The 16,791-nt window shown below is 58.2% G+C and carries 18 protein-coding genes; 8 read left to right on the top strand and 10 right to left on the bottom strand.

Features of this window, described 5'->3' with window-relative positions:
• Positions 1–95 precede the first annotated feature (95 nt).
• Positions 96–1,589: a methyl-accepting chemotaxis protein gene (locus BFQ01_RS33195; protein ID WP_065925211.1), complete on the top strand. Its 1,494-nt coding sequence runs from the start codon at positions 96–98 to the stop codon at positions 1,587–1,589.
• 82 nt (positions 1,590–1,671) lie between these two features.
• On the opposite strand, the gene BFQ01_RS10420 is transcribed toward BFQ01_RS33195, so the two are convergent.
• Positions 1,672–2,640: an OmpA family protein gene (locus BFQ01_RS10420; RefSeq protein WP_065925210.1), complete on the bottom strand. Its 969-nt coding sequence runs from the start codon at positions 2,638–2,640 to the stop codon at positions 1,672–1,674.
• 266 nt (positions 2,641–2,906) lie between these two features.
• On the opposite strand from BFQ01_RS10420, the gene BFQ01_RS10415 reads away from it, so the two are divergent.
• On the top strand, positions 2,907–3,620 hold the full coding sequence (locus BFQ01_RS10415) for a hypothetical protein (RefSeq protein WP_065925239.1): 714 nt from the start codon (positions 2,907–2,909) through the stop codon (positions 3,618–3,620).
• Positions 3,621–3,850: 230 nt separating this feature from the next.
• On the top strand, positions 3,851–4,471 hold the full coding sequence (locus tag BFQ01_RS10410; protein WP_065925209.1) for a response regulator transcription factor: 621 nt from the start codon (positions 3,851–3,853) through the stop codon (positions 4,469–4,471).
• Between the two features lie 13 nt (positions 4,472–4,484).
• Here the strand turns inward: BFQ01_RS10410 and BFQ01_RS10405 are convergent, their stop codons facing one another.
• Together BFQ01_RS10405 and BFQ01_RS10400 are read right to left on the bottom strand one after the other, a co-directional pair.
• The gene (locus tag BFQ01_RS10405; protein ID WP_083244866.1) at positions 4,485–6,119 is read right to left on the bottom strand and encodes an ATP-binding response regulator; all 1,635 of its coding nucleotides are present in this window, start codon (positions 6,117–6,119) and stop codon (positions 4,485–4,487) included.
• A gap of 103 nt (positions 6,120–6,222) precedes the next feature.
• Positions 6,223–6,618, bottom strand: coding sequence for a hypothetical protein (locus tag BFQ01_RS10400; RefSeq protein WP_065925237.1), 396 nt, complete (start codon positions 6,616–6,618; stop codon positions 6,223–6,225).
• Between the two features lie 459 nt (positions 6,619–7,077).
• Between BFQ01_RS10400 and BFQ01_RS10395 the strand changes: the two genes are divergently transcribed.
• Positions 7,078–7,485: a hypothetical protein gene (locus tag BFQ01_RS10395; protein WP_065925208.1), complete on the top strand. Its 408-nt coding sequence runs from the start codon at positions 7,078–7,080 to the stop codon at positions 7,483–7,485.
• Positions 7,486–7,506: 21 nt separating this feature from the next.
• Here the strand turns inward: BFQ01_RS10395 and BFQ01_RS10390 are convergent, their stop codons facing one another.
• A complete protein-coding gene (locus tag BFQ01_RS10390) occupies positions 7,507–8,145 on the bottom strand; it encodes a response regulator transcription factor (RefSeq protein WP_065925236.1) in 639 nt (212 codons plus the stop codon).
• A 96-nt stretch (positions 8,146–8,241) separates the two neighbouring features.
• On the opposite strand from BFQ01_RS10390, the gene BFQ01_RS10385 reads away from it, so the two are divergent.
• The gene (locus BFQ01_RS10385) at positions 8,242–9,858 is read left to right on the top strand and encodes an ATP-binding response regulator (protein ID WP_370671253.1); all 1,617 of its coding nucleotides are present in this window, start codon (positions 8,242–8,244) and stop codon (positions 9,856–9,858) included.
• 77 nt (positions 9,859–9,935) lie between these two features.
• Here BFQ01_RS10385 and alaE read toward each other — a convergent pair whose 3' ends face one another.
• Both alaE and BFQ01_RS10375 read right to left on the bottom strand, forming a co-directional pair.
• The gene (alaE, locus tag BFQ01_RS10380; RefSeq protein WP_065925207.1) at positions 9,936–10,397 is read right to left on the bottom strand and encodes an L-alanine exporter AlaE; all 462 of its coding nucleotides are present in this window, start codon (positions 10,395–10,397) and stop codon (positions 9,936–9,938) included.
• A 113-nt stretch (positions 10,398–10,510) separates the two neighbouring features.
• On the bottom strand, positions 10,511–11,434 hold the full coding sequence (locus BFQ01_RS10375) for a LysR family transcriptional regulator (protein WP_065925206.1): 924 nt from the start codon (positions 11,432–11,434) through the stop codon (positions 10,511–10,513).
• 175 nt (positions 11,435–11,609) lie between these two features.
• On the opposite strand from BFQ01_RS10375, the gene BFQ01_RS10370 reads away from it, so the two are divergent.
• On the top strand, positions 11,610–12,257 hold the full coding sequence (locus tag BFQ01_RS10370) for a hydrolase (protein WP_065925205.1): 648 nt from the start codon (positions 11,610–11,612) through the stop codon (positions 12,255–12,257).
• A gap of 179 nt (positions 12,258–12,436) precedes the next feature.
• Here the strand turns inward: BFQ01_RS10370 and BFQ01_RS10365 are convergent, their stop codons facing one another.
• The gene (locus tag BFQ01_RS10365; RefSeq protein ID WP_065925204.1) at positions 12,437–13,180 is read right to left on the bottom strand and encodes a class I SAM-dependent DNA methyltransferase; all 744 of its coding nucleotides are present in this window, start codon (positions 13,178–13,180) and stop codon (positions 12,437–12,439) included.
• A 103-nt stretch (positions 13,181–13,283) separates the two neighbouring features.
• Here BFQ01_RS10365 and BFQ01_RS10360 point away from each other — a divergent pair, with 103 nt between their 5' ends.
• Positions 13,284–13,640, top strand: coding sequence for a VOC family protein (locus BFQ01_RS10360; RefSeq protein WP_065925203.1), 357 nt, complete (start codon positions 13,284–13,286; stop codon positions 13,638–13,640).
• Between the two features lie 58 nt (positions 13,641–13,698).
• Here the strand turns inward: BFQ01_RS10360 and BFQ01_RS10355 are convergent, their stop codons facing one another.
• Both BFQ01_RS10355 and BFQ01_RS10350 read right to left on the bottom strand, forming a co-directional pair.
• Positions 13,699–14,568 (bottom strand): AraC family transcriptional regulator, encoded by an 870-nt coding sequence (locus tag BFQ01_RS10355; RefSeq protein WP_065925202.1) that lies wholly within the window; start codon positions 14,566–14,568, stop codon positions 13,699–13,701.
• Positions 14,569–14,666: 98 nt separating this feature from the next.
• Entirely contained in the window at positions 14,667–15,059 is a 393-nt protein-coding gene (locus BFQ01_RS10350) for a RidA family protein (RefSeq protein WP_065925201.1), read from the bottom strand.
• Between the two features lie 137 nt (positions 15,060–15,196).
• On the opposite strand from BFQ01_RS10350, the gene BFQ01_RS10345 reads away from it, so the two are divergent.
• Positions 15,197–16,126 carry a LysR substrate-binding domain-containing protein gene (locus BFQ01_RS10345; protein ID WP_065925200.1) on the top strand — a complete coding sequence of 310 codons (930 nt, stop codon included), beginning with the start codon at positions 15,197–15,199 and terminating at the stop codon, positions 16,124–16,126.
• 54 nt (positions 16,127–16,180) lie between these two features.
• Here BFQ01_RS10345 and BFQ01_RS10340 read toward each other — a convergent pair whose 3' ends face one another.
• Positions 16,181–16,663, bottom strand: coding sequence for a DUF2867 domain-containing protein (locus BFQ01_RS10340; RefSeq protein ID WP_065925199.1), 483 nt, complete (start codon positions 16,661–16,663; stop codon positions 16,181–16,183).
• Positions 16,664–16,791 lie beyond the last annotated feature (128 nt).

Below are 16,791 nucleotides of genomic sequence, written 5' to 3'. Positions count from 1 at the left end.
TTTTGGTTTCCCTGCACCCGCAAAGTGCCTGAACGCGGGCCGTAGTGGCACGCCGCATGCTTTGATCCTTGCCAGACCACATGGAGTAAGAGTGAATGCCTGCACGCGCACGTTTCCTGGAGCACTACCGCAAGGCCGACCGCATCATGCTGGCATTGATCTGGCTGATGACGCTGTTCTCCGTCGGGCTTGCGTTCTGGCACGACACCCTGACCCAGGCGATTGTCGTGGGAGGAGGCACCAGCACGGTGCTCACCGCGCTCTACCGCGCCATCGGCGGCACGCGGGTGATGCGTTGCGCACTGGGCGCGGGCTTGATGGTCATGGCGGCGCTGCACATCAACCAGGCCCAGGGTGTGATCGAAGCGCACTTCGGGATTTTCGCGCTGCTGGCGGTGCTGACGTTCTATCGAGACTGGCTGCCGATCCTGGTGGCCGCCCTGACGATTGCCGTGCACCACGTGGTGTTCCATGCGTTGCAGCATCAAGGCTTCCCGGTGTTCGTGATGGCGCATCACGGCGGTTGGACCATGGTGTTTGTCCACGCCTTCTACGTAGTGATGGAAACCATCGCCCTGCTCTACCTCGCGGTAAACAGCCAGGCCGAGGCGGTGGAAAGCGAGGAGATGCTGGAAAAAATGCTCGCCGTCACCACCCAGTTCACCGTGGAAAGCGCCAAAGGTGAAGGCAAGGTGCACGTCTCCCTTGCCAAGCGCTTTGACCATTTCCTGCAACAAATCACCCACCTCATCGACGGCGTCGCCCGCGACTCCCACGGCCTCGGCCAACTCGGCCAGGAACTGGCCCACGCCAGCGGCACCCTGGAAAAAGGCGCTCGCCACCAACTGGCCGAAATCGCGCAAATGACCGACTCCATGCAGCGCATGGAAGACGCCATGGGCCACATTACGGTGCACGTCGAAGAAGCGGTTGAACACGCGGGCGTCGCCAGCCAACAAATCCTGCGTGGCCAGGAAAGCGTCGGCCGCGCCCAACACGAAATCACCCAACTGGCCACACGCCTGGAAGGCACCAACCACACCGTCCAAGGCCTGGCGGTCCAGGCCGAACAAATCGGCTCGGTACTGGAAGTCATCAGCAGCATCGCCAACCAGACCAACCTCCTTGCCCTCAACGCCGCCATCGAAGCCGCCCGCGCCGGCGAACAAGGCCGCGGCTTCGCCGTCGTCGCCGACGAAGTGCGCAGCCTGGCGCAACGCACCGCCGTCTCCACCCAGGAAATCAAAACCATCATCGAAGGCCTGCAGCAAGGCAGCCGCCAGGCCGTGGAAGCCATGCACGACAGCCGCCAGGGCGTGGAACGGTGTGTGGAGGACAGTCAGCTGGCAGTGGAAATGCTGCGAGCGGTGGGCAATGACATTACCCAGATCGATGCGCTGAATGGGCGGATTGTCTCCACCACACGCGAACAGACCTCGGCGAACCTGGAGATTGTCGGGCGCTTGCAGTCGGTGCAGAGCATTGCGCAGAGCACGGCGGAGGATGTGGAGATGTTGGCCAGGAGCAGCAAGCAGTTGCCGCCGATTGCGGTGCGGTTGGATGCGTTGGGGAGGCGGTTTCACCCGTGATAATTTGGGGCTCGCCATCAGCCGGAAGCCATCACGGGTCTCGTCTTGGCGGCCCGGGCCGCCCCTGGTCCTGAGCGTTCGCTTAGTCTTGCTTGACCAGCTCGACCCTGCGGTTTTCAGCTTTGCCTGCCTCGGTGGCGTTGTCGGCCACCGGGTCAGCCTCGCCAAATCCGGCCGCAGATAACCTCGCCGTGTCGATACCCTTGGCGGTGATGGCGGCCTCGACGGCCTTGGCGCGGGCGTATGACAGTGTCTTGTTGTACGCGGGATCACCGGTGTGATCGGTGTAGCCGTTAATGGCCAGTTTCAACGATGTATTTTGCTTGAGTAACAACGACACCTGCTCGATCTGTGGCTGTGAACCCGGAAGGATGCGGGTCTGGTCAGTCGCAAAGTTGATGTGCAATGCCACCTTGCCGGTTTTATCTATCTGCGCTTTCAGTTCACTGGCCGGCAACAGGCTGGCCGTTATTTGCAGCGGTTTGGTTTCGGCAATCAGCAGGCCGCCGCCGAACGCGTAGCTGCACAAATGAATCCAGATATCGCGGTCGGCGCGATGGATAACAAACACCTGCGCGGCGTTATTCCAAATGTCCCCCAGGCCACTGTTGTATTTGAGCGCGAAGTCCCGCGGCCATTCTTTGATCTTCTGGCCAGGGTCTTCCGGAATCCTGCCATCGAAGATCTTGCTGCCGCCCAACGAGGACACTACGGACTCGAGGTTGCGCTGCAATTCCAGGTCGGAGAACGCCTTGCCCTGCGCGGCGTCGATATGGGCTGACCAGACCTTGCCTTCTACTACTGCCAGGCGATCACCGGTCCAGAAGGGTACCTGATCGAAGTCGGAGACATCGGGCGCGGTGGCGATGACATATCCGTCGGGAAGGGCGATGTAGGGAAAGGCGCCCAACGGCACGTTCGACACCTCAAGACTCGCGGCATCGAATACCTTGTTGTCTGCTCCGCTCTCGAATGACGAGGCTTGAATGCTCAGCCCCAGGGTGACGATTAAAACCAGGGTAGTCGCTGCTGTTTTTTTCACTAACGTCATGTTATTCCCGCAAATCCTTAGCACCCAGGGTGATGGTCGAGCGGATAAAGGGTGCTGCTGTCGTTGGCTGCTTATAAAACCGGGGCTATCGAGATAACTCAATAGCACAGCTGCCCTATTGCATCGCGCTTTGGCGCTGGATCACAGTTGTTCGCGCTCTAACAGGTCTTTTCTACGCTATTCGACGCTGCCGATCGTATTGAACAGGGATGCTTTTTTTGAAACCTATAACCACCAGAAAAATTGAAATGAACGCTGCGCTGGCGATGGCCTTGATCTCGCTGTTAACCACCAGCGCTACCTGGACCGAGGCAGCCGTTGGTGCAACGGCCTCCTCGGCACCGTGTACCAATGAAGCGGATTTCCAGGCCGGCACCGTTGTGGAATCTGAAAGTCGCGACAACACCTCTGCAGTAACCAATCGAAGTAAAACCGAAACGCTGGGCCCTGAAGACTTCGCCGGGGCCAACCCGGTGGCGTCGTTACACACCACGTTCATAAGCAATTCGCCGGTGTATTTAACGACCACCTTTGCGCAAATCAAGGACGGCCAGTTGATTCGCTATGGTGATCGACACGGTGCCGGGCCTTCGTTGACCACGACCCTTTACACCCCTCCGCCCACCACGCCGCTGGATTTACAACCCGGGCAAACAGTCGCCGTCAGTTACAAGAACCAGGTCGCCAGCGGCGGCACCACGCTTGAGTTTGAGGTATCAGAAAAGCTGACCTACCACGGCCGCGAGACGATCAAGACAGCACTCGGGACGTTCGAGACCTGTCGCTTCACCAATGAAATTTCCACTGGATCAACGTCCGGTCAGCAACCGACCCAGAAGGTCGTGGTGCAGAATTGGTTTGCTGCCGAAGGGCCCTACCGTGGACAATCAATCAGGTCGGCCAGCCTCTCCGGAACCAATGGAGGACAGGAGCGGCTCGTTGAAGTGGTCAAGATGCGATATGAGACGCGAGCCAACTAGGTAGCTTTATGCCCAGGCGATGAGAAGGAGGATAGCACTGCCCTTCCTGGCAACGGGTTCAAGCCCGCTGTTTGTGCCGCAGTTGCATCGACCAAAATGTACTTAAGTGCTTAATGGCCTTTAGTAACTAGCACAGGTGTACTAGTTCAGCTGTTCTATATCATAAGTTGTATGAGTCGGACATGATCAAAGCGTGTTTTCATTGATCTGGACGGGTTGTGCTTGCTGATATGAGTTGCCGAATTGTGGTGGCGGACGAACACCTACTTTATCGAGAGGGCATGACAGGGCTACTGGAGTGCTTAATACCTGAAGCAACGATAAAACAGGCAGGAAACCTGGAGGAAGTCTGGGTTCTCCTGGAACGCTGGCAACCTGTCGCCATGCTGTTTATCGAAGTATATTTGCCAGGGCTTTGCTCCTTGAAAGAGCTTGCGAAACTGTGCGGGGAAAGAGGCACTACTGCAGTCGTTGTTGTTTCGACAGTCGATGACAGCGTGGTCATTACGCGAGTGATGGAGGCCGGCGCCAATGGTTTTATTGGCAAGAACATTTCAGCCGAAGAGGTACGTAACGCCATCAATGATATTCGGAATGGCCAAGTAGTGGTCAAATACGAACCGGCCGAATCACCATCATTTGAAAGTGATCATGCGATGGGCAAACTGACGTCGCGGCAGCGGGAAGTCTGGCATTTGATCGCACAAGGTAAAACCAACAAGGAAATTGCCGCTGAACTGGAAATCTCTCCCTATACCGTGCGTATTCACGTGTCTTCGCTGATACGTGCCTTGAACGTACCCAATAGAGCAGTAGCCGCCGCGCGTTTCGCGGGGCGCTACACCTGCTAGTCCCTTGATGGATCTACGGGTAACTCGCACCGCACTTCATTGACTTGACCTGCTCAAGCAACACGTTGCGCAGTTCCGGCGGTCGCACCGGTTTGGCCAGTACCGAGATATTGAATGCGTGCAGTGATTGACGGATGCGCTCGATTTCGTGCCCGGTGATGACCAATGCCGGTATCTCTTGACCCCGGAACTCGCGTATTGCCGCGATACATTCGGACCCCGAGACCTTTGTGCCCAGGTCGAAGTCGGCAATGATGATGTCGCAATCGCTGGCCAGGGTATCCGCATCACTGTGGGTCTCGACGACGCAGCCCCATTTCTCCAGCAGGGCCTTGGTGGCCAGCAACACATTGGCGTCGTCTTCAATCAGGCATATCCGTAGTCCGTTCAGGCGCTCATGGGTGCTTTTCATCCGAGGCGCGATGACCTTTGGGGCGGCGTGTTTCAACCCGCTGATTGCCACCTGGGTGCCGCGCCCGGGCGTGGAGCGAATATGTACATCGACATTGAGCAATTGGCTGATGCGCTTGACGATGGACAAGCCCAACCCCAGGCCCTCGACATCCTTGTCGCGTGCGTGGCGCACCCGGTAAAACTCTTTGAACACGTCCGGTAAATGTTCGGCGGCGATACCGCAGCCCTTATCGTAAACCACCACGGCCAAGCCCTTTGCCTGGCGTCTGACACCGATCAGCACGGGCTCTCCCGATGCGTACTTGATCGCATTGGACACCAGGTTCTGCACCATGGTGGTCAACAGCCCCCCATTGACGTTCACCCAATGCGGGCAAGGGTGCAGGCGCAGTTGAACCCCGGCCCAACGCGCGGCCTCGGTGTTCTGTTTGACGACCTCCTGCAACAGCGCGCCCAGGTTCACCGGTTCCGCTCGCGGCTCCAGCTTCCCGTTGTCGAGGGTGTAGATATCCAGGATCGAACGGAACAGCTGAGAGACGGTGTGCAGCGAGCGGTCGATGTTGTCCACCATGCGCAGTTCTTCGCCGCCCAGATTCGCGTCCCGCAGGCACGCGGTGAACAGGCCGATGGAGTGGATGGGCTGGCGCAGGTCGTGGCTGGCCTGGGCGAGAAAGCGTGATTTCTCCTGATTGGCGGCGATTGCCTCTTCCGATGCGATACGCGTGCGTTTGAGCAGAATGTGTGCATAGGTCGGCACGACGATGGTGGTCACGATCAGCATCAGGAACATGTAGGGCTGCGCGCGCCAGAAGGGGTTGAACAAGAAAATAACGATAAGGGTAGACAACGCGATCACGGTTGCCAGGGCCAGATAGTGTGAGCCGAAACGCATGCCATTACCCAGGGTCACCCAGAGCAGCGCGGCATAAATAGGCAATGCACCTTCGCCTCCCAGCACCATGGCGAAAGCGATACCGGTGTAGTCATGGAGCATTGAGAGCAAGCGCCGCCAAAAAAAGTGTCCTGGCCAGCGCTTGATCGCCATGCGCAGGAATATCGACACCACGATGAAGGTCGAGATATACACGATGATGGGCGTGTAGGCTGCGGTATCGCTGGGGCGCAGCCCGCTCAGTACGATGATGTACAGCAGCGCACAGGCGCTGACGGTCAGGCGCAACGTGGCCTGATTGAGTTCGCTGTTCTTTTCCACGCGTTCAACCTCATGGACCATGGGGGATGCATCGCTGGATGCCGCCCCCTTGAGAACAATAAGGCGTAGGTTGGCGTGTTAAGGCATCAAACGACACGGCGTGTCGTATCAGAAGCGGAACGTTTCAGTAAAGCCTGTAGTAATCCACCACGTCATCCACGAAGTAAATTATCAACTTCGTTCCCTGGGTCTGGCTTTGAGCTTTTTTCGTGCCCGTCACACTGCCGACATCATTGGCGACACCCTGTGCCTTGGACACTTGCGACGAGGCGTCGTACATCTTCAGGCTTGTCTCGGTCGAGACATATTTGTGGGCCAGGGTCATGTACTTTTCCAGACCCTCCTGGTTTTTATCATAGGTCCAGTTGGACCCGTTGCTTCTGCTCGTTGAATCAAGTTGCTCTTCGGCTGGAGCGCCGAACAATTGCGTCACCTGAGTCTTGGTAGTTTTTCCCGGGATGATGGTTTTCTTCAGGTAAGCAACATCGTACTTTTGTGCTCCAGGATTTAAGGAACTCATCAAATCCCCAGTGTTAGCACAGCCTCCCAGGCCTGCGGTCAGTATGCACAGCGTGAATCCGATTCTAAGTAGTTTTCCATATTTCAAGCACATAGACTTACCTTGAGTTGTGATTAATACCATTCCATTTCGACCGGATGCACGGTGAAGTTGACACAACGTAGTGCAACTAATCGAGCCTTTGGATTCACAGGTGGGCAAACACACTGGAACACTTCAACGCTGAAGTTAAAGTGCATTCCGGTGTGCGCTCTGGCTCAAAGCCTTTAAGACTTTTTCGAGCGTGTACAGCTTATGAGGGCGCGTGAGCTGACGCTATAGTACAAGTGTGCTATAGGCGACCAACAGGGACTTGTCTAGCATAGACAGATGGACATTAATGGCTTGAATTAATGTAATAAATTGCTCGCCAGTTGATGTAATTCCGGATTATTGAAGCCGCGGGAATGGAGTCGAAATATGAAATCATGGATCATCGTCTTATCCATTCTGATGCTGTCCGGGTGTGCGGGTTCTCCCTTGAGTAATCTGGTCACGAACCAGCGTTATCAAACGACATCGGACATTACTGCTTCATGGGTAGGTGCGTCCGAAGATGAGTTGGTGACGTCATGGGGGGCGCCAAAAAACAGCCATGGCCTCAGTGATGGCAACTCGAAAATCATCGGCTACGACTACGTATGGCTTACAAACGGCAGCCATTCGATGGAATGGGGTTATGTGCCTGATTACGCCCGTTGCGAACAGCGGTTCATGATTGAAAAGGGCGTGGTGACCCGCTGGTATTCATCTGGCGACTGTCCAAAAAGGCCTAAAGGCGCCAAGTTGATCCCCGGTAACGCCCCCGTCCCCCAACCCACGCTCTAATGTTCATTGCACCGTCTTGATTCACGTATCGAGCTTGCCCGGCCACCCACTGGCACCGGGAAAGTTACTGAATTGAGCCGCCGCCGCCGCGCGGGTGGGCACACCCAGGGATTTAAGCAGAGTGGAAACATGGATGCGTACGGTGAACGGGGAGATCCCTAGTTGCTTGGCTATTTCCTTATTGGTCTTGCCCGCTGCAACCAGGCCGAGCACTTGCCGTTGGCGGGCGGTGAGTGAGGCAAGGCTTGGGTCCAGCAGGGGATTTTCGGGGTTGTACTTCACCACGACTTCCCCTTCCCGAATCGCCAGGATGGCTTCGGCAATGCCTGCCGGATCAACGTTTTTGCCGATAAAGCCATCAGCGCCTTGGGCGATGACCTGGGAAATAATGTCCAGGTCATCGACCATCGACACCACAATGATCGAGGTGCGCTTGAACTCGTTGCGCAGTTGGCCTATGACCTGCATCGACGTGATACCGGGAAAGCGCAGGTCCAGAATCAACGAATCAACTTCTGCGCCCGTACGCGCCAGCGCCAGTACTTCATCCAGATTGCCCGCCTGCTCTATCATCGCTGTCGGCATAAGCCGTTCTATGGTTCTCAGCATACCTTCGCGAAACAGAGGATGGTCATCTGCCACTATGATTCTGTGCGTCATGTCAAGGCCCATCTCACCTCAGGTCCGGCGCATCGTAACGCAAACTGTAACGCCAGGTTTCAACTTTTAAGCGACTTCTTACCCTGGAGAATCGCAATGAACATGACGGAAAAGAACAGTGAACTGGACCAGGCCACATTGCGGTTGACGGTCAGCACCTGTGCTTCGCTGTACATCTTGGTGGTGGCCCTCCTTCCTTCAAGTGACTTCGCCACCTATGTACCGATCATGTGGTACATGGCGTTTTTCATCAGCGTGGCAGTCCCCCTGCGCATGGCGATCAAGCGCTGGCCAGGGCACTTTTTCTGGCGCCGATTGTTCGCCATGGCCCATGACTATACCGGCATCGCTTTCGCCATGATCGTGGGTGGAGAAGGCGCGTTGCCGGTTTATGCCGCGTTGCTCTGGGTCACATTGGGCAATGGCATGCGCTTTGGCTCGCGCTACTTGACCGCCGCGACACTCATCGCACTGAGCATGCTGGTCATGATCTTCATGCTTACCCCGTTCTGGCGCGCACAGCCCTACATGTTCCTGATGCTGATCGTGACCACCATCGTCGTGCCGGCCTATGCGCACATTCTACTCAAGCGCACGCGTATCGCATCGGAAGAGGCAATCGCCGCCAATCAGGAGAAATCACGCTTTCTCGCCCAGGCCAGCCACGACCTGCGCCAGCCCATCCACTCCATCGGCCTGTTCACCGCGTGCCTGCGTGACGCGAATCTGGGCGGCGAAGAACTGCGACTGGTGGACAACATCGACCGCTCGCTGCACACCGTCTCTCAGCTGTTCCGTTCGATTTTGGATATCTACACCCTCGACAACGGAAAGCTGGAGCCGCAAGCGGAACCGGTGAACCTGGGCGCGCTGCTGCGGGACGTCGTCAAACAGAACACCGAGGCCGCGCGCTGGGCCGGGGTTCAACTGCGCCTGCGCCCTTGCGAGCACTGGGTGAATGTCAATGCGGGGCTGTTGACCACCATGGTGCAGAACCTGGTGTCAAATACACTCAAATACGCGTCCGGCCAACCGGTCTTGATCGGTGTGCGTCCCAGAGGCAAGGGCTTGGCCATTGTCATCTACGACAAGGGACGCGGCATCGCCGCTGAACATCTGCCGGACGTATTCAAGGAGTTTTACCGGGTGCGCCACGCACGCGACAAGGATGTCGAGGGCCTGGGGTTGGGCTTGTCCATCGTCAAGCGCATCAGCCAGTTGCTCAATCTGGATATCCAGTTGGACTCCCGACTCGGCCAAGGCACCCGCGCCACTATCCAACGCCTGGAAAGCGTCGCGCCAGGCATCGAGACGCAACGGCCAGCGCCCACGCAAAGCCGTCTGCAGGGTCTGCGGGTATGCCTGGTGGAAGACGATTCCAACGTACTGATGGCGACCTCGGCCTTGCTGGAAAAATGGGGATGCGAGGTAGAAAGTCATAGCGATGGACTGAACGTGACCACGGAATGCGACATCATCATTGCCGACTTCGACCTGGGCCCTAGGATTTCAGGTTCCGAGTGTATCGCTGCAATTCGCGAACAGCGTGGTTGGGAAGTACCGGCCATGATCATGACCGGCCATGAAATCGAGCGTATCCGCAGCACATTGATCCACATGAATATCTCCATCCTGTCCAAGCCCGTGCGTCCACCTGAATTGCGAACGACCCTGCTCGAACTGACCAAGCATTTCGCCAGGGAAATGGGTTAGCTGGAGGATGTCGATGCCCGGATATATCGAAGAACGTCCGTTCGACCACCGCAACAGAATCGCCCAGCAGCGGTCGCTCAGCTGTTCAGCGACATTGGCTTGTCTCCACCCGGAGGCAATCCAAACACCTTGCGCACCCCATTGAGAAACGCCCCATAAGGCCGGCCCAGAACCAGCATCATCAACGCCGCACCGAGCGTGCCGCGCACCAGCCCACTTCCCGATGCACCACTGAAGGCTATGATCGCTGCATAGATGGGCACCTGGAAACTGACGAGGGCGAGACTGTCCCATAGCAACCTGGAAACCCGACCCTGACTGGCGCGCGTCATCACCCAATCCCGCCATAGACCGTAAGGTCTCGCGACCGGCACCATCAGCACTGCGCCCAGAAGGCGCGCATGAAGGACCTGATCCCAGGCCATGCCGGCAATGAAACGTTCATTGATGATGCCGGTGATTGTGAAAAACACGATCAGCGCTGTTGTGTCTGCAAAAAACGCAGTCCGGCCCCTTGACTGTCGCGAGCGTTGAAGCACATCACATCTCCTGTCCTGGCTTGGACAAACAAAGCGCTGGACCTTGATTCACGCACGACGCCAGCTCAGCCAACAGTGCCAACCTTCAGCCCGGTTACTCGGCCCACCATGATTCAGCTATTCGGCGGCGCATCTTCCCGATGTGACAGCGGCTGCACCGCCAGGTGCGGAGATTCACCGAAGAACTCGATCAGCAGTTCGGTGAGCACGCGTATTTTACGGGCGGGATGCGGACCCGGCGGGCGGAGGATGTAGGCCCCGGCCGGTGGTGGTGGATGGTTTGTCATGATCGGTACCAGTGCGCCGGATGCCACGTGTTCATGGGTGAGGCAGTCAGGCAGGTAAGCGACGCCGAGGCCAGCAATCGCAGCGGCAACAAGGGCGATGCCGTTGTCGGCCTTGAAGCGTCCTTGCGGACGAACCGTGATGATCTTGTCGCCGTCCATGAACTGCCAGGCTTCAGTGCCTTGCAGAAGCGCCTGATGGTCGACCAGGTCGTCCGGCGTCGCGGGGGCACCGTGCGCCTTGATGTAATCCGGGCTCGCGACAAGCTTGGTATAGACCGGGCCAATGCGCCTTGCGATCAGGTTGGAGTCCTTCAGATACCCCACGCGAATGGCGCAATCGTAGCCCTCGGTGATGAGGTCAACGAAGCGATCGCTGTAGCAAGTCTGCATATGCAACTGAGGGTGACGGCGTGCCATTTCCGCCAGCACCGGTGCGAAATGAGTCGGGCCAAACGACAGCGGGACGGCCACGCGCAGGCGGCCGCGAAGAGCGCCGGCAGGCAGGATCGTTTCCTTGGCGATGTCGATCTCGGTGCAGACTCTGGCGGCGTAGTCCCTGAATGTCGCGCCGGACTCAGTGAGTGCCGCGCCGCGAGTGGAGCGTGCCAGCAGTTGCACGCCGAGTTCGCTTTCAAGCCGAGCCAGGCGACGACTGACGATCGACTTCGATACGCCAAGACGCACTGCTGCCTGCGAAATGCCCCCGGCATCAGCCACCTCCACGAAGGTCTGTAGTTCTTCGATATCCATGCTTGCGTTCCCCGTCATGCGACACAGCACATCGCAGGATGCTACTACTGTGTCGAACATGGGAACAGCACAATGGATTTTCCAGGCACAGCATCCTCTACCCGTGTCCTGGAATCCATTACCCGCACGGGCTCAGGCCTTTTTACCAACGTGCACCCATAAAAAGGATTTGCCCATGGCAAGCGAGACTCTGCGCAACCCCCATACCGACCCACTACTGACCCCGGAAAACTCAGCGTTGATCATCATCGATTATCAGCCTGTTCAGGTTTCCTCGATCCGCTCGATGCCGCGTGACGAACTCGTCTTCAACATCACCAGCGTCGCCAGGGCGGCGGTCAACTACAACCTTCCGATCATCCATTCGACCGTCAATGTAGCGACCGGTCGCAACAAACCGCCGATCCAGGAACTGCAAGAGGTACTCGGCCACCTGCCGACCTATGACCGCACCTCGATTAACAGTTGGGAGGACATGGAATTCAAACAGGCGGTCAAGGCGCTTGGGCGTAGGAAACTCATCATGACGGCGCTCTGGACCGAGGCCTGCCTGACATTCCCGGTGCTCGACGCTATCCAGGAAGGCTATGAAGTGTATGTGCCGGTCGACGCGGTTGGCGGCACATCGCTCGCCGCACACGAGGCGGCGCTACACAGAATGGAGCAGGCGGGCGCGAAGCTCATCAGTCGCGTGCAGATGTATTGCGAACTGCAGCGCGACTGGGCGCGAGAAGTGACCGTGCCGGGCTTTATGGGCGTGTTCGAGAACTTCGACGGGTTCAACGCTGAAAAGGCTCTGGAGGAAGCGGGCAAGAAAACCTGATCAAAGGGCAGTTGATGATTGCGTGATGGCCCTGGCCTGATGTGGCGATCATCGGTCAACGCTTGCGTGCCCAGGTTTCAGCCGCAGAAGAAGCGCCAGCAAGTTAAATCAAATCAACTGAACCCGCGCTGGCATCATTGCGATCCAGCGCGTCAGCATCAGGGCCGCCTGGCAGTTCATTACCGCTTCACACACACAAACAACGCATTGCCGGTCACGCCCGCCCAGGGCGTGATCCGCTCATAGTCATGCTCGAACACCTGCACCTCAAAATACGGCTGTAACAGCCCCTGCAACTCCGTGAAACTCAGCGCCACCATGGTGTGCTCATCCTGCCAGGCCTGGGTCACCCCCGCCGTGGTCTTTTCGATACTCAGGCGCAGTGCCTGCTGCTCCCCTTCTCCGCGGTAATGCCAGCCGGAACCGAAGGTGAAATGACTGCCTTCAAACTCCACGCTATGGCGTACCAGCAAGCGGTTGTCGATATGCAGTTTGTCCACCGCGTTGAAGCAGAACACGCCGTTGTCGGCGAGTGCGCCGTGCACGCTGGCGAGGCAGGCACGCAGTTGGGCCAGCCCGGGGTTGTAGTGAGTCGAGTACAGGAAGCAGGTGATCAGGTCTTGCGGTTCGTCCACCTGGAAACCGGCCATGTCCTGGCGGCTGAACCCTGCCTCGGGGCAACGCAGTTGGGCGAGGTCCAGCATCGGTTGGCTGATGTCCAGGCCGGTGCTGCGGTAGCCGAAGTCGAGGAAGTGGCGCACATGGGGCCCGGTGCCACAGGCAAGGTCCAGATGGCGGCGCCCGTCATTGCCGAACAACTGGTGCAGCCGGCGCACGCTGTGGCTCTGCGCGCGGTAGTCGATGTCGGCGCACATCAGGTCGTAGTAGATGGACAGGTCGGTGTACAGCGCGTTGGAGGACATAAGTGGCCAGAGGGTTCGGCGGAAATTTCGCGCCGGCATGGTAACCCAGTCCCGGGTGTAAACCGCTACACTCGCCCCTCAACCATCCGCCAAGGAGGCAACCATGAGCGTTCGCGGTCCAGACCGACAGATCGACAATATCGAGTTCAACGTGGGCGATATCGCCCGCAGCAAAGCCTTCTACGGCGCAGTGTTCGGCTGGGCATTCGTCGACTACGGCCCCACCTACACCGAGTTCAGCGATGGCAGGCTGACCGGCGGGTTCACTACCGCAGAGCCCGTACGACCGGGTGGCCCGCTGGTGATCCTGTACGCGGATGATCTTGAAGCCACGCAGCAGCGGCTCAAATCCGTCGGCGCCGTGATCAGCCGCGAGACCTTTTCGTTCCCCGGTGGCAGCAGGTTTCACTTCATTGACCCGGATGGTTATGAGCTGGCGGTGTGGACCGCTCAGCCGTAGCTGGCCGCAACACCGGGCGTGGAAGCGCAGTCGCGCTCCCACAGGCTGGCGAGCGCCGCTACTGCAACGGCACATAAATATCGGTCTGCCATTGATCCTGCGGTGTCTCGGGGAAAATGCTCAGGTATTCGAAAAACAACGGCTGGTCCCGAAGCTCCTCGCCGCTGCCAGGCAGCCAGTCGCGGTAGATCGGATAGATCGACTCTGCGATGTGATCCGGCGAACCCACGTGACGCACCACCACACAGCGCCCGCCGGGGATGACGCGTTCAGTGACGCCGAACTCATTCGCGGCCAGCGCCTGGTGAATCTCGCCGCAAATGGCAAACCGGAACTCATCGGCCGGGGTCGTATCAGGATTGTCGAAGGGAATACCGAAGCTGCGACTTGAAGCCACCGGCGACTGCCCGCTGTGCATGCGCCACGCAATGAATGTCTGCACGCTTTCATTCACGCGCCCTGGGGCGCCGCGGTGCTCGAATGCGGCCACCTTGACCGCAGGAAACTCCACAATTCGTACCTGCATGATGATGCTCCTGGAAAAGTAAGGGACGCTGAATACCGCGCGCCAGAGCTGCCAATCCGGTCGTTTCCGGAATGCGCTCGGCGCCATGCCGAACGCTCGCCTGAACGCCCTGGCAAAGGCTTCAGGACTTTCGAAGCCGGCCCCCAGCGCCGCCTCCAGCACCGAATAATCAGCGCGGGAAGACAAGTCATGTGCCGCGCGGCGCAGGCGCATCAGTTGCACATAGCGCGCAACCGGCATGCCCACGAACGCGGTGAATTGCCGATGGAAGTGAAACACCGAAAAATGCGCCACCCCGCTCAGCGTCTTCACCGACAAGTCACCTTCAAGATTCGCGTCGATATAGGCGAGTACGGCGTCGAAACGCTGTGTGTAGGCGGCGTTGCCTGGCAAGTCAGACACGGGTTGCAAGCTCCGGGATAGGCGTTGGACGATAGGATCAACTATACCGACAGCCTGCGCCTAGCCGTGCTTGCTGAGGTGGATGTGCCAGCACGGATTCACACAGGAAGCCTGGCAATCACCTTGATCTCGAACTGGTACCCATACAGCCAGGTAACCCCCACGCCAGTCAGCGTCGGGTGCGGCGCTTCGCCCCAGAACTCCGGCACCACCTTCCAGATCGTCTCGAACCTGGATTCGGGATCGACGATAAACACCGTCACATCGATCACATCGTCAAAGGTGCAGCCGGCAGACCCCAGGATCGCATTCAGGTTGTTGAACGCCAGACGGACCTGATCCTCCAGATCGGGCTCGGGCGAGCCGTCTGCATGGCTGCCGACCTGCCCCGACACGAATAAAAAGCCATTGGACTTAATGGCCGGTGAATAGCGATTGCGCTCATACAGCGCCTGGCGTCCAGGCGGAAAAACCACATTACGCTGCGTCATGGAAGCCTCCATCAAAGGGTCGAGATTGACCCGCAATTAACGATGGGCAGACTCTAGGGGCTTGTGCCAGGGCGATAAACCAGCAACCTTGGCCAGCACTGTTTGTGAAACCCAAACAATCGATCGCCGAGGCCTTAATGGACCGTTTTGATGCAATGCAGGCATTTGCTCGCGTGGTGGAAGCCGGCAGCTTCACCAAGGCCGCCGAGACCCTGCACATGAGCAAGACCACCGTGACGCAACTGGTGCAGCAGTTGGAGGCACGCCTGCGGGTTAAATTGCTTAACCGCACCACGCGCAAAGTCAACGTCACGGCCGACGGCGCCGTGTACTACGAACGCGTGCTGCAGCTGCTGGCCGATATGGACGACGCCGAGACCAGCCTGTCCGGCGCGGCAACCCTGCCCAGGGGCCGCCTGCGCGTGGATGTGCCGAGCCCACTGGCCAGCATGATCCTCGTCCCCGCGTTGCCTGGGTTTTACGCCCGCTACCCGGACATCCAGATCGACATGGGCGTCAGCGACCGTATCGTCGACATGATCGATGAGAACGTCGATTGCGTGGTGCGTGGCGGTGAACTCACCGACCAATCCCTGATGGCCCGACGTGTAGGCGACCTGGCGCTCGGCGTGTTTGCCGCGCCGAGCTACCTGGCACGCGTAGGTACGCCCGCCCACCCACGGGAACTGGAAGACGCCAACCATCGTATCGTCGGCTTCCTGTGGGCCCGCACCGGCAAGCCCTTGCCCTATGCCATGGGCAAGCACCAGGAAAGTCTCCAGATCAAGGGCCGCTACGCCCTGGCGGTCGATGATGGCAATGCCTACCTTGCTGCCGGCCTGGCGGGCCTTGGCGTGCTGTGGCTGCCCACCTACATGTCGAAAGCCTTCGAGGACCGGGGCGAATTAGTGCCCTTGTTCAAGGACTGGCACCTTGATCCGATGCCGCTTTACGTGGCCTTTCCGCCGAACCGGCATATCAGCCTCAAGCTGCGTGTGTTTATCGAATGGGTGACTGAGTTGCTGGCCGTGCATGCGCCTGTCAGTGGGCGACAGGATGGGTGCTGATGGAGTCGTGTACGGGTTCGCTGATCGATGAAATGCAGCCGGAACAACCAACCTCTACTGCCCTTCAAGGCTTCTCTTCAGTCGGCGCAGATGACTACTGACGATCACTTTATGGGCGAGCCCTACCGGTAACATGTAGATGCGTCCATAGAGGTTATGCGTGACGACCGATGATGTGATGGTGAGCACACGATCTGTTATCGAAAGGCAGATCATGACATCCAGATGCCTGTCACGCTCGGTAAGAACCAGGATATTGGAGGCGCTGTGCTCCACCAGAAAGAAATCCAGGTGTTCACCTGCGTGTACCGTTTTTCGCGCAACGCCCGAGAACCCGCCGATTCGCCTCACACCGAATAACGAAGAAATTGCGTCCCTTATTCGGAAAGCCAGCCGCATGGCCAGCCCCGGCTCAGCCGTTGTGATGTTCCACGCGTCAAGCATGGTGATTTCAACGGGGAGCTGAACCGACCTAATGTGGTAGTAATCGAGCTCCGACAGTGCACGCAACGTGTGAGCTGGTGATGTGATAGGCAATTTTCATCCCGTCCAGTGGGCCAGTTTTCATTCCCGATAACATCCGAGGCTGAGTGTTATGCGGCTATGTTACGTCAATGTACAGCCGCCATGAACGTCCCCTCCCTGTCCCTTCCCCCGTGTATCGC

The organism is Pseudomonas sp. 8 R 14, assembly GCF_900005955.1.
Taxonomy (GTDB): domain Bacteria; phylum Pseudomonadota; class Gammaproteobacteria; order Pseudomonadales; family Pseudomonadaceae; genus Aquipseudomonas; species Aquipseudomonas marginalis.
This window is presented reverse-complemented; position numbering and strand designations above follow the sequence as displayed.

Bases quoted from the DNA above. Each gene is read 5' to 3' on its own strand.
- BFQ01_RS33195 (WP_065925211.1), top strand. From the start codon at position 96: ATGCCTGCACGCGCACGTTTCCTGGAGCACTACCGCAAGGCCGACCGC.
- BFQ01_RS10420 (WP_065925210.1), bottom strand. From the start codon at position 2,640: ATGACGTTAGTGAAAAAAACAGCAGCGACTACCCTGGTTTTAATCGTC.
- BFQ01_RS10415 (WP_065925239.1), top strand. From the start codon at position 2,907: ATGGCCTTGATCTCGCTGTTAACCACCAGCGCTACCTGGACCGAGGCA.
- BFQ01_RS10410 (WP_065925209.1), top strand. From the start codon at position 3,851: ATGAGTTGCCGAATTGTGGTGGCGGACGAACACCTACTTTATCGAGAG.
- BFQ01_RS10405 (WP_083244866.1), bottom strand. From the start codon at position 6,119: ATGGTCCATGAGGTTGAACGCGTGGAAAAGAACAGCGAACTCAATCAG.
- BFQ01_RS10400 (WP_065925237.1), bottom strand. From the start codon at position 6,618: ATGAGTTCCTTAAATCCTGGAGCACAAAAGTACGATGTTGCTTACCTG.
- BFQ01_RS10395 (WP_065925208.1), top strand. From the start codon at position 7,078: ATGAAATCATGGATCATCGTCTTATCCATTCTGATGCTGTCCGGGTGT.
- BFQ01_RS10390 (WP_065925236.1), bottom strand. From the start codon at position 8,145: ATGACGCACAGAATCATAGTGGCAGATGACCATCCTCTGTTTCGCGAA.
- BFQ01_RS10385 (WP_370671253.1), top strand. From the start codon at position 8,242: ATGAACATGACGGAAAAGAACAGTGAACTGGACCAGGCCACATTGCGG.
- BFQ01_RS10375 (WP_065925206.1), bottom strand. From the start codon at position 11,434: ATGGATATCGAAGAACTACAGACCTTCGTGGAGGTGGCTGATGCCGGG.
- BFQ01_RS10370 (WP_065925205.1), top strand. From the start codon at position 11,610: ATGGCAAGCGAGACTCTGCGCAACCCCCATACCGACCCACTACTGACC.
- BFQ01_RS10365 (WP_065925204.1), bottom strand. From the start codon at position 13,180: ATGTCCTCCAACGCGCTGTACACCGACCTGTCCATCTACTACGACCTG.
- BFQ01_RS10360 (WP_065925203.1), top strand. From the start codon at position 13,284: ATGAGCGTTCGCGGTCCAGACCGACAGATCGACAATATCGAGTTCAAC.
- BFQ01_RS10350 (WP_065925201.1), bottom strand. From the start codon at position 15,059: ATGACGCAGCGTAATGTGGTTTTTCCGCCTGGACGCCAGGCGCTGTAT.
- BFQ01_RS10345 (WP_065925200.1), top strand. From the start codon at position 15,197: ATGGACCGTTTTGATGCAATGCAGGCATTTGCTCGCGTGGTGGAAGCC.